Source organism: uncultured Microbacterium sp., from assembly GCF_963521645.1.
GTDB lineage: Bacteria > Actinomycetota > Actinomycetes > Actinomycetales > Microbacteriaceae > Microbacterium.
Window position 1 is genome coordinate 1 of the sequence record NZ_CAUQVQ010000063.1, and the last position, 13,989, is coordinate 13,989.

Annotated in this window: 10 protein-coding genes and 1 pseudogene; 7 read left to right on the top strand and 4 right to left on the bottom strand. The window is 69.6% G+C overall.

What is annotated here, in order from left to right; all coding sequences use genetic code 11:
• The 3 genes and pseudogenes from RWO82_RS12055 to RWO82_RS12065 form a co-directional block, all read left to right on the top strand.
• Positions 1–198: pseudogene (locus tag RWO82_RS12055) on the top strand (hypothetical protein); the annotation flags it as partial.
• 137 nt (positions 199–335) lie between these two features.
• Complete coding sequence (locus tag RWO82_RS12060; protein WP_314427319.1) at positions 336–1,232, top strand: ATP-binding cassette domain-containing protein; 897 nt, start codon at positions 336–338, stop codon at positions 1,230–1,232.
• Positions 1,229–2,326 (top strand): ABC transporter permease, encoded by a 1,098-nt coding sequence (locus RWO82_RS12065; protein ID WP_314427322.1) that lies wholly within the window; start codon positions 1,229–1,231, stop codon positions 2,324–2,326. The genes RWO82_RS12060 and RWO82_RS12065 overlap by 4 nt, the downstream gene beginning before the upstream one ends.
• 93 nt (positions 2,327–2,419) lie before the next feature.
• Here RWO82_RS12065 and RWO82_RS12070 read toward each other — a convergent pair whose 3' ends face one another.
• A complete protein-coding gene (locus tag RWO82_RS12070) occupies positions 2,420–5,896 on the bottom strand; it encodes a bifunctional proline dehydrogenase/L-glutamate gamma-semialdehyde dehydrogenase (protein ID WP_314427324.1) in 3,477 nt (1,158 codons plus the stop codon).
• 151 nt (positions 5,897–6,047) lie between these two features.
• Here RWO82_RS12070 and RWO82_RS12075 point away from each other — a divergent pair, with 151 nt between their 5' ends.
• A complete protein-coding gene (locus RWO82_RS12075) occupies positions 6,048–6,956 on the top strand; it encodes a LysR family transcriptional regulator (protein WP_314427326.1) in 909 nt (302 codons plus the stop codon).
• A gap of 721 nt (positions 6,957–7,677) precedes the next feature.
• Positions 7,678–8,265 carry a nitroreductase family protein gene (locus RWO82_RS12080; protein WP_314427327.1) on the top strand — a complete coding sequence of 196 codons (588 nt, stop codon included), beginning with the start codon at positions 7,678–7,680 and terminating at the stop codon, positions 8,263–8,265.
• Between the two features lie 110 nt (positions 8,266–8,375).
• Here the strand turns inward: RWO82_RS12080 and RWO82_RS12085 are convergent, their stop codons facing one another.
• Together RWO82_RS12085 and coaBC are read right to left on the bottom strand one after the other, a co-directional pair.
• Complete coding sequence (locus tag RWO82_RS12085; protein ID WP_314427328.1) at positions 8,376–10,592, bottom strand: AAA family ATPase; 2,217 nt, start codon at positions 10,590–10,592, stop codon at positions 8,376–8,378.
• Positions 10,593–10,669: 77 nt separating this feature from the next.
• Entirely contained in the window at positions 10,670–11,884 is a 1,215-nt protein-coding gene (coaBC, locus tag RWO82_RS12090; protein ID WP_314427331.1) for a bifunctional phosphopantothenoylcysteine decarboxylase/phosphopantothenate--cysteine ligase CoaBC, read from the bottom strand.
• A gap of 80 nt (positions 11,885–11,964) precedes the next feature.
• On the opposite strand from coaBC, the gene RWO82_RS12095 reads away from it, so the two are divergent.
• Positions 11,965–12,666 (top strand): NRDE family protein, encoded by a 702-nt coding sequence (locus RWO82_RS12095; RefSeq protein WP_314427333.1) that lies wholly within the window; start codon positions 11,965–11,967, stop codon positions 12,664–12,666.
• Positions 12,667–12,691: 25 nt separating this feature from the next.
• Here the strand turns inward: RWO82_RS12095 and RWO82_RS12100 are convergent, their stop codons facing one another.
• Positions 12,692–13,669 (bottom strand): helix-turn-helix domain-containing protein, encoded by a 978-nt coding sequence (locus tag RWO82_RS12100; protein WP_314427335.1) that lies wholly within the window; start codon positions 13,667–13,669, stop codon positions 12,692–12,694.
• A gap of 87 nt (positions 13,670–13,756) precedes the next feature.
• On the opposite strand from RWO82_RS12100, the gene RWO82_RS12105 reads away from it, so the two are divergent.
• The gene (locus RWO82_RS12105; protein WP_314427337.1) at positions 13,757–13,918 is read left to right on the top strand and encodes a hypothetical protein; all 162 of its coding nucleotides are present in this window, start codon (positions 13,757–13,759) and stop codon (positions 13,916–13,918) included.
• The last annotated feature ends 71 nt before the right edge of the window (positions 13,919–13,989 follow it).

The following is a 13,989-nucleotide window of genomic DNA, read 5'->3' on the forward strand; positions in this document are numbered from 1 at the left end:
ACCCGGCGGAGCGCCCGCGCTGCCGTTCGCCGCGCCGGCGGGATGCTGACGCCTCCGCCCATCGGCGTCGCCGCGCCCGGCCGGCGACTCAAGCGACGCAGTCCCTGGCTGATCGTCGGAATCATCCTCGGGGTCACGTTCGTCGTGACTGCGGCGCCGTTCGCGCTCGGGATCTTCTCGATGCTGTTCCTGCGCTGAGCGACCCTGCTGCCCGGCGCGCTCACCGCTCTCCCCCGCACGGCTGACGACTGCCCACGCGGTGCCCTCGCAGATCCCCGCGCAGATCCGCCACACGGGGGATGCCCCGGCCGAGCACCGCGCCATAGCGTGAGGGCATGACTACAGGAAAGCTCGTACTCACCGGCATCACCAAGAGCTACGGCTCGCGGCGCGTGCTCGACGACGTCTCGTTCGAGGTGTCCCCCGGGCGCCTCACCGGGTTCGTCGGCGGCAACGGCGCCGGCAAGACCACGACCATGCGCATCGTGCTGGGTCTGCTCGGCTCCGACGGCGGCCGTGTCGAGCTCGACGGCACCACTCTGACGAGCGCCGACCGCCGCCTCTTCGGCTACATGCCCGAGGAACGCGGCCTGTATCCGAAGATGAAGGTGCTCGAGCAGATCGTGTACCTCGCCCGTCTGCACGGCTTCAGCAAGGCCGACGCCACGACGCGAGCCACGTCGCTGCTCGCCGAGCTCGGACTCGAGGAGCGCCTGGGCGACACGATCGAGTCGCTCTCGCTCGGGAACCAGCAGCGCGCGCAGATCGCCGCAGCTCTCGTGCACGACCCCGGCGTGCTGATCCTCGACGAACCGTTCTCGGGCCTCGACCCGCTCGCGGTCGACGTCGTCGCGTCGGTGCTGCAGGCGAGCGCCGCCCAGGGCGCATCCATCCTGTTCTCGTCGCATCAGCTCGACGTCGTCGAGCGTCTCTGCGACGACCTCGTGATCCTCGCCGGCGGCACGATCCGCGCATCCGGCTCCCGTGACGGGCTGCGGGCACAGCACGCCGGCAATCGCTACGAGCTGGTCTCGGCAGGGGATGCCGGGTGGCTGCGCGCCGAGCCGGGCGTCACCGTGGTCGACTTCGAGGGCGGCTACGCCCTGTTCGACGTCGACGGCGCCGACACCGCACAGCGCGTACTGCGCACGGCCGTCGACCGCGGCGACGTCGCCAGCTTCGCCCCCAAGCATCCGTCCCTCGCCCAGATCTTCAAGGAGGTCATCCAGTGAGCACCTCGACCACCACCGGCTCGCCGTCGCAGGCATCTCTGATCTGGCTCGTCGCCGAACGCGAGATCGGCTCGAAGCTGCGCAGCAAGGCCTTCCTGATCTCCACCGGCATCCTGCTGCTCCTCGCCCTCGCCGCGATCGTGATCGGCGGCTTCGCGAGCAAGAACACCGACACGATGCCCGTGGCCGTGACCTCCGAGACGGCATCCGCGGTGTCGGCCCTGCCCTCCGTCGAGATCACCGAGGTGGCGGACCAGGCGGCGGCCGAAGAGCTCGTGCGCTCGGAGAAGGTCGACGCCGCGGTGGTCCCCGGCGAGGGCCCGACCGGGGTCACGATCGTCGCTCTCACGGACGCGCCGACCGCTCTCGTGTCCGGGCTCTCGGACGCGCCCGACGTCGAGGTCCTCGAACCGGCGACGACGAACCCGCTGCTGCGGTACTTCATCGCGATCGCGTTCGGCGCCGTCTTCATGGGCGCTGCCGCGACCTTCGGCGGTACGATCGCGCAGAGCGTGGTCGAGGAGAAGCAGACCCGCGTGGTCGAGATCCTGCTGTCGACCATCTCGGCGCGCACCCTGCTCGCGGGCAAGGTCATCGGGAACACCATCCTCGCGATGGGCCAGATCCTCGCCCTGGCCGCGGTCGCGACGATAGGCCTCATAGCGACGGGTCAACGCGACGTGCTGTCGACGCTCGGCGCCCCGATCATCTGGTTCGCGGTGTTCTTCCTGTTCGGGTTCATCCTGCTCGCAGCACTCTTCGCCGCCGCCGCCTCGATGGTCTCCCGTCAGGAGGACATCGGCTCGACCACGACCCCGATCACGATGCTGATCATGGCGCCGTACGTCCTCGTCATCGTCTTCAACGACAACCCGCTGGTGCTGACGATCATGTCGTACGTGCCGTTCTCGGCTCCGGTCGGCATGCCGATGCGACTGTTCGTGGGCGAGGCGCAGTGGTGGGAGCCGCTGCTGAGCCTCGTGATCCTGCTCGCGAGCTGCGTCGCAGCGATCATGATCGGCGCGAAGATCTACGAGAACTCGCTGCTGCGCATGGGCACCCGCGTCAAGCTGGGCGAGGCCCTGCGCGGCTGATTCCGCTCCTCACGCCCATTCCGACACACCGAGGCCCCACCCCGCAGACGTCTGCGGGGTGGGGCCTCGTCGCTCAGCGGGGGCGTGAGCAGATCAGAGCAGCCCGTCGGACAGGGTCGTCGGGTTGCCGAACCGGTGGTTGGTGATCGACACGGCCTGCTCGTGCAGGAACGGCAGCATCTCGACGCGGCCGGCACCGGTCACGGCGTGCGACCAGACCGCGACATCGGGCGTGCCGCCGAGTGCCTCGAACAGCGCAGACGCATCGCCGCCGACGAGGCGCACCCGCTGCCAGCTGTGCTCGGCCTTCGCCGCAGCCTTCGCATAGCGCTTCACCCAGGCGGCGTCGTTCTCGAGCTTCGGAGTCACGCCCTGGGCGCGCAGCGTCTTCTCGACCCGCGAGGGCAGAGCGGATGCCGACACCGTGAACGGGCTGCCGCTGCGCACGGCCGCGGCGATCACGCGGATGCCGTCGGCGAGCGGCGCGTTCTCCGAGATGCGCACGTCGACGCTGACCGGACGGTACCGGAACACGTTGCGCTCGACACCGAGACCGGACTTGTCGCTCACGGCGCCGAACTCGTCGACCCAGGCTCGCTCGTCCGAGGCGGCCGCACGGTGCAGCCACTCGATCTCGACGGCGCCGAGGTCGGACCCGGCCGCATTGAGCACCGCCTCGACCGCGGGGGTCACTGCGGCCCCCGACGCCGCTGCGGGGAGCTCTGCGGGAGTCCACTCGCCGAGGCCGAACAGGTAGTTCGGTCCGCCGGCCTTGGCACCGGCGCCGACCGCCGAGCGCTTCCAGCCGCCGAACGGCTGGCGCTGCACGATCGCGCCGGTGATGCCGCGGTTGACGTAGAGGTTGCCGGCTTCGACGCGGTCGAGCCAGGTCGCGACCTCGGTCGAGTCCAGCGAGTGGATACCGGCGGTGAGGCCGTAGTCCACCGCGTTCTGCAGGCGGATCGCCTCATCGAGGTCCTTGGCGTGCATGACGCCGAGCACCGGCCCGAAGAACTCCGTCAGGTGCGTGGTGGAGCCGGGAGCGACGCCGATCTTGACGCCCGGAGTCCACTGTCGACCCTCGTCGTCGAGCTTCTTCGGCTCGACGAGCCAGCGCTCGCCCTTCTCGAGGGTCGTCAGCGCGGTGAGCAGTTTGCCGTTCGCGGGCTCGATGATCGGCCCCATCTGGGTCGCAGGGTCGTCGGGCAGACCCACGCGCATCGACGTCACGGCGTCGACGAGCTGACGCTCGAAGCGCGGAGAGTCGGCCACCGAGCCGACGAGGATCGCGAGGGATGCCGCCGAGCACTTCTGCCCCGCGTGGCCGAACGCGCTGCGGGCCACATCTGCGGCCGCCAGGTCGAGGTCTGCCGACGGCGTGACGATGATCGCGTTCTTGCCGCTGGTCTCGGCGAGCAGCGGCAGGTCGGAGCGGAACGAGCGGAACAGCTGTGCCGTCTCGTAGGCGCCGGTCAGGATGACCCGGTCGACCTCGGGGCTGGCGACGAGCCGCGTGCCGAGGTCGCGGTTCGCGAGGTCGACCAGCGCGAGCAGGTCGCGCGGCACCCCGGCGGCCCACAGCGCCTCGACCATGACCGCGCCGCAGCGCTGCGTCAGCTTGGCGGGCTTGATGATGACGCCCGAGCCGGAGGCGAGTCCGGCGAGCACGCCGCCCGCGGGGATCGCGACGGGGAAGTTCCACGGCGGGGTGACCACCGTGACCTTCGAGGGCACGAACTCCGCACCGACGATGTTCTCGAGGTCGAGAGCGCGCTCGGCGTAGTAGTGCGCGAAGTCGATCGCCTCCGAGACCTCGGGGTCGGCCTCGGCGATGGTCTTGCCCGCCTCGTGCGCCATGATCTCGATCAGCTGGCCACGGCGTGCGGCGAGTTCGTCGCCGGCCCGGTGCAGCACGGCAGCGCGCTCGGCCGCGGGACGCGCAGCCCAGCGGGTCGCGGCGGCTGAGGCGGCGGCGAAGATGCCGTCGAGCTCGTCGGTCGTCTCGACCTTGGCGAGTGCGATCGAGTCGAGGCCGAGCGTCGAGTCCACCGAGCGGGCCAGGATCTCGCGTCCCCATGCGCGGTTCGCGGCGATCGCGGGGTCGCTGTCGGGCTGATTGTGGAACCCGGTGGTGCCGGCATCCGCTGCGGTCTCGGCCTCGGCGGCGCGGTTCTGCACCCGGTGCGATGCGGGGACCGAGCGGTCCGCCTCGAGGGCGGCCAGCGACCGCTCGAAGCGCTCACGCTCACGGGTCAGCAGAGCGGGGTTCGAGGAGAGCTCGAACACGGCCGACATGAAGTTCTCGGGGCTCGCGTTCTCTTCCAGGCGTCGCACGAGGTAGGCGATCGCCACATCGAACTCGGCGGGGTTGACCACCGGCGTGTAGAGCAGCAGCTGTCCGACGTCCTTGCGCACAGCCTCGGCCTGGCCGGTCGCCATCCCGAGGAGCATCTCGTACTCGACGGCGTCGGTCACGTTCCTGGCCTTCGCGAGCAGCCACGTGTACGCGATGTCGAAGAGGTTGTGGCCCGCGACGCCGATGCGCACGGCGTCGAGCCGCTCGGGCGTCATCGACCAGTCGAGCACGCGCTTGTAGTTCGTGTCGGAGTCCTGCTTGGTGCCGTACGTCGCGAGCGGCCAGTCGTGGATCTTCGAGTCGACCTCTTCCATCGCCAGGTTCGCGCCCTTGACCACGCGCACCTTGATGGGGGCGCCGCCCTTGGCGCGTCGGGCCGCAGCCCACTCCTGCAGCTGCTGCATGGCGCCCAGCGCGTCGGGCAGGTAGGCCTGCAGCACGATTCCGGCCTCGAGGTTCTCGAGTCCCGGCTGCCCGAGGATGCTGGTGAAGGCCGCGATCGTCAGATCGAGATCGCGGTACTCCTCCATGTCGAGGTTGATGAACTTGGTCTTGCCCGCGGCCTCCGACGAGGCGGCGAGGCGGTAGAGCGGAGTCAGCTTCTCGACGACGTCGGCGACCGCTTCGTCGAACGACCACATCGACAGCTGGCTGACGACGCTCGAGACCTTGATGGAGACGTAGTCGACGTCTGCGCGGGCGAGGAAGTCGTAGGTTCCCTGGAGCCGGTGTCCGGCTTCGCGCTCGCCGAGCACGGCCTCGCCGAGCAGGTTGAGGTTGAGGCGGTTGCCGGTCTTGCGCAGCTTGGCGATCGCGGGACCGAGCTTCGACGGAGTGGCGTCGAGCACGAGGTGGCCCACCATGGCGCGCAGTGCGCGGCGCGCCACCGGCACGACGACGGCCGGGAGCTTCGGCGCCCAGAAGCCGCCGGTCTTGATGGCCGCCCGCAGGTACGCGGGCAGGAGCGACGGAGTGAGATCGGAGATCTCGGCGAGCTTGCGGCCGGCGACCCCGAGGTCCTCGGGCCGCATGACGCCGTCGACGAAGCCGACCGTGAACGCGAGGCCGTGGGGGTCCTTCAGCACCTCGGCGAGGCGCTGGGCGGCCGGTTCGACGGGGTGGGTCTCGCTCTCGGCGAGCCAGCGCTGCACGAGAGCGGAGACGGCCTCGGGGCGCGGCGTGGTGTCGGGCGTGGTGTCGGCGGCGACGGTCATCGGTATGGCCTTTTTTCGGGGGAGCACGCACACCCGGGAATCGTGTGCGGCTCGATCATTGTCAGGCGCACCGGTAGGCTGCGTCTATCAACCGATGCAGGCGCATTCTGTTCGGTTTCACTGAACGTTCAGAAGGGGCGGAAGCGATCGGATGCTGGACGTCAATCGACTGAGACTCCTGGTCGAGCTCTCGCGCCGCGGCACGCTGTCGGCCGTCGCCGACGCCCTGTCGTACAGCAAGGCCTCGGTGTCGCAGCAGCTCAGTGCGCTGGAGCGCGAAGTGGGGGTGCCGCTCCTGCGACGTGTGGGCCGCGGAGTGCAGCTGACACCTCAGGGCACGGTGCTGGTCGACGAGGCGATCGGCATCCTCGATCGGCTCGAGCAGGCCGAGGTGGCTGTGGCCGAATCGCTCACCGAGGTGACGGGCACCGTGCATGTGGCGGTGTTCCAGTCAGCCGCGCACTCGCTCCTCCCCCGGGCGCTCGAGGCGCTGCGGCGCGAGCATCCGGCCCTGCGCGTCGAGGTGACCGAGTGCGACCCCGAGACGGGCCTGGTGGGCGTCTCCAGCCGCGACTTCGATCTGATCCTCGCCGAGCAGTACCCCGGCCACACGCGCCCGATCCACGCGGACCTCGATCGTGTGGTCCTCGCGCACGACGCGATCATGCTCGCCCGCCCGCCCGCCTCGGCCGCCGCATCCGACCCCGCGGCGGCGCTGTGGGCCACTCGCGATCAGCCCTGGGTGCTCGAGCCCGAGGGCACGGCGTCGCGCGCCTGGGCCGAGCAGCTCTGCCGCACGGCAGGATTCGAACCCGATGTGCGTTTCGAGGTGGCCGACCTCACCGCTCACGTGAGGCTGATCCATGCGGGCCTGGCCGTGGGCCTGCTGCCCGAGCTCGTCTGGGCAGGGGACGCCCCGTCGGTCGACCTCACCACGCTTCCCGGCGCCCCGCGCCGCGAGATCTTCTCGGCGGCCAGACGCGTGTCGGCGGCTGCTCCGTCGATCCGCGCGGTCCGTCGCGCACTGGAAGGCGCCGCCACGCGCATCCTCCCCGACTGACGCGACGCTTCGGTCTCATCGACAGCGTCGTCGATCAGCGCAGAGATCCGCGACACCCGGCCCAGCGCCCGCCACGGCGAGTCGGTCGCCTCGTCGCAGTGCTCCTCCCAACCGGCGGCCAGGTCGTTCAGACCCGGCACCCCGATGCGGAGCTCGGCCATGACCGCCTGCGCGTCGGGCCAGAGCCGCGCCGTGCGCGCGGTGAACGGCCCGAACATGCGCACGTACGCGACGAGAGTGCGAATCGGCTCGTGAGGCGCCGGGCACCTCGGCCCCTCCGCGTCGTGCGAGCAGGCGCCTCGACGCATCGCACGTCTCAATTCGGCGTAGCCCTGCGGCGAGGCGGCGAGCGCGCCGCACACCGCCTCGAGCTCGGGCGACGCGGCGACCGGCAGCTCACACAGATCAGTCAGCACGAGGAGCTTGAGCGCCTCGAGCAGGTGCTGTTCGGCATCGAGTCGAGAGCGGTCGTGCAGCCGATCGAGCACGTCCGCGACATACGCCGCAGGCAGCCGCAGCCACGGGGGCACGAGTTCGGGCGGGCCGGAGGAGAACGATCGTGTCGTCTGCATCCGTGCACTCTACGGAATCGTCAGAGCGCGTTTCGTCCTCATGTGGATACATCCTGGAATCTTGGGAATATGCGCTCGCATACACCTGTTGGGTCTCGGTGTATCCCGGACGACGGAGTCCGATTCCCTCCTTCTCGAAAGGCATCTTCATGAGCACTCCCGTCGTCGACCGAACCGCCCCCACCGAACACCCCGTGCTCGACGTCCTCGCCGGTCGGTGGAGCCCGCGCGCGTACGACACCGAGAACGCCATCGACGACGCGAAGCTCAACGCCGCCCTCGAGGCCGCGCGCTGGTCGCCCTCGGCATACAACCTGCAGCCGTGGCGCTTCATCGTCGCCCGCCGCGGCACCGCGCTGTTCGACCAGGTCGTCGACTCGCTGGGCGAGTTCAACCAGCTCTGGGCTTCGAAGGCGTCGGCCCTCGTCGTCGCGATCGCCGAGACCGAATCCGAAGACGGCAAGGCCATCAGCCACGCGATCTACGACCTCGGGCAGGCCGTGGCGCACTTCTCGGTGCAGGCGCACCACGAGGGTCTGCACGTGCACCAGATGAGCGGCTTCGACCCCGAGGTCGTGCGCGAGTTCGCCGACCTGTCGCCGCGGTTCACGGCAGTCACCGTCATCGCGGTCGGCCAGCTCGGCGACGCCGCCGGCCTCCCCGAGGGTCTGCAGCAGGGAGAGACGGCTCCGCGCGTGCGTCGCCCGATCTCCGAGACGGTCATCCTCAGCGCCTGACCCGCACGGGTGCGAGCTCTCGCACCGAAGGAGATCTCTCGCAACGAAGGACGATCTCACGCATCCGATCCTTCGGAGCGCGAGATCTCCTTCGCGGCGAGAGAGGCTGACTACTCGTCGAGCAGCTCCGCCTCGATCACCTCGTCGTCGGGATCCTGGTCGACGTCGACCTCCGGCGCGGTCGAGGTGAGGACCAGCCCGTCTCCGTCCACCGCCACGTCGACGCGCACGGTGTCTCCGTCGTGCACGCCGCCCGAGAGCAGCGCGGTCGCGAGCTTGTTCTGCACCTCGGACTGGATCAGGCGACGCAGCGGGCGAGCACCGAACAGCGGGTCGTAGCCGCGCTCGGCCAGCCACGCCCTGGCATCCGGGGTGACGGCGAGCGTGAGCCGCCGGTCCCGCAGCCGATCGTGCAGCTGGTCGATCGAGAGCTCCACGATCTGCGCCAGATCGTCCTGACTCAGCGCCGAGAACATCACGATGTCGTCGAGACGGTTGAGGAACTCGGGTCGGAACGCCTGGTGCACGAGCGCCATCACCTGCTCGCGCTTCACCTCGGGCGACAGCGTCGGATCGATGAGGATCGGCGAGCCGAGGTTCGACGTGAGGATCAGGATGACGTTCGAGAAGTCGACCGTCCGCCCCTGTCCGTCTGTCAGCCGCCCGTCGTCGAGCACCTGCAGCAGAACGTCGAACACCTCGGGATGCGCCTTCTCGACCTCGTCGAGCAGGATGACGCTGTACGGCCGCCGCCGCACGGCCTCGGTCAGCTGCCCGCCCTGCTCGTAGCCGACGTAGCCGGGAGGGGCGCCGACGAGCCGGGAGACCGAGTGCTTCTCGCCGTACTCCGACATGTCGATGCGCACCATGGCGTGCTCGTCGTCGAAGAGGAACTGCGCGAGGGCCTTCGCGAGCTCGGTCTTTCCGACACCGGTCGGCCCCAGGAACAGGAACGAACCGGTCGGGCGTCCGGGATCGCTGATTCCCGCGCGAGAACGACGCACCGCATCGGAGACGGCCTTAACGGCATCCTTCTGCCCGATCAGTCGCCGACCGAGTTCGGACTCGAGGTGCAGCAGCTTCTCGCTCTCGCCCTGCAGCAGGCGTCCGACCGGGATGCCCGTCCAGGCGGCGATCACGGCGGCGATGTCCTCGTCGGTGACCTGCTCGTTGACCATGCGCGGCTCCGACGACTCCGTCGCCTCGGCCTGTTCTGCCTCGGCGATCTCCCGCTCGAGGCGCTTGATGGTCTCGTATTCGAGCTTGGAGGCGCGCGTGTAGTCGGCCTCGCGCATCGCGAGATCGCGCTGAGTCACCGCCTCGTCGAGCTGCTTCTTGAGCTCGCCGACCCGGTTCAGACCCTGCCGCTCACGTGCCCAGCGGGCCTCGAGTTCGGCGAGCTCCTTCTCCATCCCGACGAGCTGCTCGCGCAGCGCACCGAGCCGCTCCTTCGACGCCGCATCCTTCTCGCGCTTGAGTGCGAGTTCTTCGAGCTTCATGCGGTCGACCTGGCGCTTGAGCTGGTCGATCTCGACGGGAGACGAGTCGATCTCCATCTTGAGGCGCGACATCGACTCGTCGATCAGGTCGATCGCCTTGTCGGGAAGCTGCCGTGCGGGCAGGTAGCGATTCGACAGCGCCGCGGCTGCGACCAGAGCGCTGTCCGAGATCGTCACCCCGTGGTGAGCCTCGTAGCGTCCCTTCAGCCCACGGAGGATCGCGATCGTGTCCTCGACGCTCGGCTCCCCCACGTAGACCTGCTGGAAGCGTCGCTCGAGCGCAGCATCCTTCTCGATGAACTCGCGGTACTCGTTGAGCGTGGTCGCGCCGATCAGGCGCAGCTCACCGCGCGCGAGCATGGGCTTGAGCATGTTCGAGGCCGCGACGGAGCCTTCGCCGCCGCCCGCGCCCATGAGCACGTGGAGCTCGTCGATGAAGGTGATGATCTGCCCGTCGGATTCGGTGATCTCCTTGAGCACGCTCTTGAGGCGCTCCTCGAACTGGCCGCGGTACATCGCGCCGGCCACGAGCGCCGAGATGTCGAGCGAGACCAGCTGCTTGTTCTTGAGCGACTCGGCGACGTCGCCCGCGACGATGCGCTGGGCGAGCCCCTCGACGACGGCCGTCTTGCCCACTCCGGGCTCGCCGATGAGAACAGGGTTGTTCTTGGTACGACGGGTGAGCACCTGGCTGACGCGCCGGATCTCACTGTCACGGCCGATCACGGGGTCGAGCTTGCCCTGGCGGGCGCGATCGGTGAGGTTGATCCCGAACTGCTCGAGGGCGGACTGCTGCTCGTCGTTCTGCGCGCTCTGTGGGCCTGGCATGTGCTCCTCCTCAGGAGACTCCTTCTGTCACTTTCTTGGTCGTCTCGTCCGAAAAGTTGAGTGGACGTGACTCAAGTTTAGCGCACGCCGCGCGCCGCGTCCAGGATGACTCTGGCGACGACGCGCTTGGCCCCGGATGCCGACGCGACGACCTCGCCCGCCGCCCCGATCACCTCGACAGCGTTGTCGACGCGCTCGAATCCCTGCTCGGCGTTCGCGAGGTTCACGGCGAGCAGATCGACGCCCTTGCGCTCGCGCTTGCGGCGAGCGCGATCCCGCCGCTCGACGGGATCCTCCGATGTCTCCGCCGCGAACGCGATGATCGTCTGCCCCGCGGGCGCACGGCCCTCCGCGCGGGAGTCGGCGAGAGCCGCGACCACGTCTTCGTTCTCGAGCAGATCGATCTGGGTGAGCAGGCCCTGCTCCTTGGTCAGCTTGTGCTCCGACACCGTCGCGGGGCGGTAATCGGCGACGGCGGCGGCCATGATGACGATGTCCGCCACGACCGCAGCATCCTTCATCGCGATCGAGAGTTCGGCGGCGGTGCCCACGGGGACGATCCGCACCGAGGGATGCCGGGCGTCGGCGAGCACATCGCCCGCGATGTTCGCCGCGACCAGCGTCACGACCGCTCCTCGCGCCGCGGCCTCGGCGGCGAGAGCGACGCCCTGCCTGCCGCTCGACCTGTTGCCGAGGTAGCGCACGGGATCGATCGGCTCGCGCGTGCCGCCCGCCGAGATGACGACCTGCACCCCCGCGAGGTCCTGCGGCGCGAGCAGCGCGAGCGCGGCCTCGAAGATCTCCTCCGGCTCGGCCATGCGCCCCGGTCCGCTGTCGCCCCCCGCGAGCTCGCCGTCTGCCGGGCCGACCAGGTGCACACCGCGGGCGGCCAGCGTCGCGATGTTCGCCTGCGTGGCGGCGTTGCGCCACATCTCGGCGTGCATGGCGGGGGCGAGCAGCACCGGCGCCTCGGTCGCGAGGAGGGTCGTGCCCAGCAGGTCGTCGGCGATCCCCGCCGTGATCTTGGCGATCGTGTTCGCGGTGGCCGGAGCGACCACGACGAGGTCGGCGTTCTGCCCCAGGGCCACATGGCGCACGCGTGCGACGTCGTCGTGCACGCTGGTCGTGACGGCGTTCCGACTGAGCGCCTCCCAGGTCGGCGTCCCCACGAAACGCAGGGCGTCGTCGGTGGGCACGACGGTCACATCGTGGCCCCCCTTGGTGAGCAGGCGCACCAGGTGCACTGTCTTGTATGCGGCGATGCCACCCGTAACCCCGACGACGATGTTCACGGTTTCGATTCTGCCGCAGCATCCGGCGCCGCGGGCCCGCACCCCGGCCCGGGCCTCCCGTGCGCTTCTAGACTCGAAGTGTGTGCACTGTGGTGATCGATGTGGCCGGCCCTGGCTCCGCGCGTCTGCTGGCCGTTCGAGACGAAGACCCGCAGCGGGAATGGGATGCTCTCGGCGAGTGGTGGCCCGGTGAATACCCCGGGGTCTCGGGGATCCGCGATCGCCGCGCGGGCGGCGCCTGGCTCGCTTTGGATGCGTCTGCCCGTCGCCTCGCGGTGCTGCTCAACCGCGCCGACGTGGTCGAGCTGTCAGACGACGCCGCCGTCTCCCGCGGTTCGTTGGCGTTGGAGTCGGTGGCCGGGCGCTCACCGCTCGCACCGCTCCCGATGCACGGGTTCAACCTGCTCGAGGTACGGCCGGAGGGGTCGCGCGTGCTGAGCTGGGACGGCGCCGAGCTGACCGAGACGCCGATCTCCCCCGGCACTCACATGATCGCGCACGATGACCTCGACGACCTCGGGACACCGCGCATCGCCGCCTGGCTGCCGGAGTTCCGCGCTCTGGGCCCCGCCGCCGACAGCGCCGACTGGAACGCCGAATGGACGTCGCTGCTGGGCTCGTCAGCTCGCCTCGACCCCGAAGACGACAGGGCGATCATCCGCGACAACCGCCCGCACGGGTACCCCACGCAGTCCCTGCTGTACTGCACGGCATCGGTCTCCCCCGACGGGGTCGAGGTGCAGTACCGCGCCCTCCCGCGCCCCGGACACTGGAGTCACTGATCGCTTCGACGGCGGTCGAGGCGGGTCATGCCGCGGAGGACTCCGCCTCGTCGACGCAGGAGAAACGCGCTCGATAGGCGGTCGGCGTCGTCCCCAGCACTCGCGAGAAGTTCTGCCGCAGCACGGCTGCCGAGCCGAAGCCGCATTCATCCGCGATCTGCTCGAGCGGCAGATCGCTGCGCTCGAGCAGCCTCTGGGCATGCAGCACGCGCTGGCGCGCCAGCCAGGCCGCCGGCGTCGCCCCGTACTCGGCCTTGAACCGGCGCGCGAAGGTGCGCGGTGACATCAGCGCACGCGCGGCCAGCTGATCGACGCCCAGGTCGTCGCGCAGGTGCTCGACGGCCCAATCGGCGACCGCCGCCAACGAGTCGCTCGGCACTACCGGGATCGGCCTGTCGATGAACTGCGCCTGGCCGCCGTCGCGCTGCGGGGGAACCACCATGCGCCGCGCGATGCGGTTGGTGAGCTCGGCGCCGAGTTCCTGACGCAGCAGGTGCAGGCACGCGTCGATCCCCGCGGCTGTGCCGGCGCTCGTGATGATGCGCTCGTCCTGCACGAACAGCACATCAGGATCGATGTCGATCTGCGGGTACATCCGGGCCATCGCATCGGAGTACATCCAGTGCGTGGTGGCACGGCGTCCGTCGAGCACGCCCGCCGCGCCCAGGATGAACGAGGCGCTGCAGATGGTCAGGACCCAGGCGCCTCGGGCGACGGCATCTCGGGCGAGGTCGAGGAGCAGCGGATCGATCCGCGACCAGTACTCGCGGGGAACAGGGCAGAACACGACGAGGTCGGCTTCGTAGGCGAACGAGAGGTCGTGCTCGACATTGACCGAGAAGCCCAGCTTCGACTGCACGACACCCGGATGCGGTGCGATGACGCGGAAGTCGAAGTTCGGCACTCCGTCGTCGGACCGGTCGAGACCGAACGCCTCGCACGCGAGACCGAACTCGAAGGGCGCGAACCCGTCTTGGATGACGCACGCGACGGTCTTCAACATGAGGCCTCCCGGCTTTGGCAGTTTTCGTACGATCGCAGTCTATTCTGCCACTCGTGGCGGTTCAAGGGCGAACGTAGTGTTTCTGCCATGATCCTCCTCATCCTCCTCCTCGGCCTCGCCATCTGGGCCACCGTCGCCACGGTCGTCGAAGTGCGCCGCGACGGGTACCGCCAGACCCCCACCGACTGGTCACGGGCAGCCGCACGATCCGTGTCGGACGCCCCGGAAGCCGGCCACATCTACAGGTGAGAGCATCCGGGCCCTCACCTCGACCCCGCGTACGGCTACGCTCGAACGCATGAGCGACCCTCAGCAGCAGC

Coding starts and splice junctions, on each gene's coding strand:
- RWO82_RS12060 (WP_314427319.1), top strand. CDS start 336: ATGACTACAGGAAAGCTCGTACTCACCGGCATCACCAAGAGCTACGGC.
- RWO82_RS12070 (WP_314427324.1), bottom strand. CDS start 5,896: ATGACCGTCGCCGCCGACACCACGCCCGACACCACGCCGCGCCCCGAG.
- RWO82_RS12075 (WP_314427326.1), top strand. CDS start 6,048: ATGCTGGACGTCAATCGACTGAGACTCCTGGTCGAGCTCTCGCGCCGC.
- RWO82_RS12080 (WP_314427327.1), top strand. CDS start 7,678: ATGAGCACTCCCGTCGTCGACCGAACCGCCCCCACCGAACACCCCGTG.
- RWO82_RS12085 (WP_314427328.1), bottom strand. CDS start 10,592: ATGCCAGGCCCACAGAGCGCGCAGAACGACGAGCAGCAGTCCGCCCTC.
- RWO82_RS12100 (WP_314427335.1), bottom strand. CDS start 13,669: ATGTTGAAGACCGTCGCGTGCGTCATCCAAGACGGGTTCGCGCCCTTC.
- RWO82_RS12105 (WP_314427337.1), top strand. CDS start 13,757: ATGATCCTCCTCATCCTCCTCCTCGGCCTCGCCATCTGGGCCACCGTC.